This window comes from Planomonospora algeriensis, from assembly GCF_977012225.1.
Map to the genome: position 1 here is coordinate 1 of NZ_CDRNDK010000900.1, position 1,156 is coordinate 1,156.

The window sequence follows — 1,156 nt, forward strand, 5'->3', positions numbered from 1 at the left end:
GGCGACACCGGCGGCGTGCTGGCCGCCTCGACGCTGGCCGAGATGCGCGAACCGGCGACCGTCGACGACGGCGACGCCTGGACCGGCGGGTACGGCCTGGGCCTGCAACTGGCCAGGGCGGGCGGGCGTCGCCTGGCCGGGCACACCGGTTCCATGCCGGGCTTCCTGGCCACGGTCTGGGCCGACCCGGCCGACCGGACCGGCGTGCTGTTCTGCGCCAACTCCACCTCCGGGGCCAGCCGCGCCCTGCTGACCGACCTGCTGGCGATCCTGGACGCCTGCGAGCCGCGCCTGCCGGCCGAGTGGGCGCCCGCCGAGGTCGACCCGGCCCTGCTGGAGCTGGCCGGCCCCTGGTATTGGGGGCCGGCCCCCTACGCGCTGCGGCTGCTGGGCGGCCGCGACCTGTCGCTGACCCCGCTCGGCGGCACCGGCCGCGCCTCCCGCTTCACCGCGCAGGCCGACGGCACCTGGCTCGGCCTGGACGGCTACTACGCCGGGGAGACGCTGCGGCCGGTCCGCCGGGCAGACGGCGCGGTCGGCCACCTGGACCTGGCGACGTTCGTCTTCACCCGCACCCCCTACGACCCGGAGGCCAGCGTGCCCGGCGGCGTGGACGACGGCGGCTGGCGCAGCTGAGCCACGAGCACGGCCACCGCATCCCCGCCGTCCCCGGACGCGCTGAGCGCGCCGTGCAGCACCTCCACCCGGTGCACCACGCGCGGCGCGCTCAGCGGGACCGCGGCCGTCCCCGCTGCCGGGCGGGTCGCCGCCGAGGCGGGCAGCAGGGTCAGGCCGTGCCCGGCGGCCACCAGGTTCAGCACCGTGTGCAGGTCGTGGCCGTCATAGCGGCAGGCCACCCGGAACCCGACGGAGCCGGGCGGGGGTGCCCGCCAGCTCGCGCAGCCGCTCCACCGCGACCGCGGCCGGCGCCTGCAGCCACAGCGCACCCTCCAGGTCGGCCAGTGCCAGGCCGCGCCGGCCCGCCAGCGGATGACCCGACGGCAGGACCACCGCCAAAGGCTCGGCCGCCACGCCGACGGCGGTGAGCGGCCCGGCGTCGGGCAGGCGCAGCGGGTCGCTGGGCGCGGCGATCCCGTCGATCAGCCCCAGATCCGCCGCACCGGAGGCGACCTGCTCGGCGACCCGGCCGCGTCGG

The 1,156-nt window shown here is 78.6% G+C and carries 3 protein-coding genes; 1 reads left to right on the forward strand and 2 read right to left on the reverse strand.

Annotated features, from left to right (window positions below; genetic code table 11):
• The coding region (locus tag ACWJ6R_RS36745) for a DUF7586 domain-containing protein (protein WP_449066612.1) at positions 1-636 on the forward strand (636 nt) is incomplete at its 5' end.
• Here the strand turns inward: ACWJ6R_RS36745 and ACWJ6R_RS36750 are convergent.
• On the reverse strand, positions 579-857 hold the full coding sequence (locus ACWJ6R_RS36750; RefSeq protein WP_449066613.1) for a hypothetical protein: 279 nt from the start codon (positions 855-857) through the stop codon (positions 579-581). The genes ACWJ6R_RS36745 and ACWJ6R_RS36750 overlap by 58 nt on opposite strands.
• On the reverse strand, positions 841-1,156 hold a 316-nt coding region (locus ACWJ6R_RS36755; protein WP_449066614.1), incomplete at its 5' end, for a LysR substrate-binding domain-containing protein. The genes ACWJ6R_RS36755 and ACWJ6R_RS36750, both read right to left, overlap by 17 nt.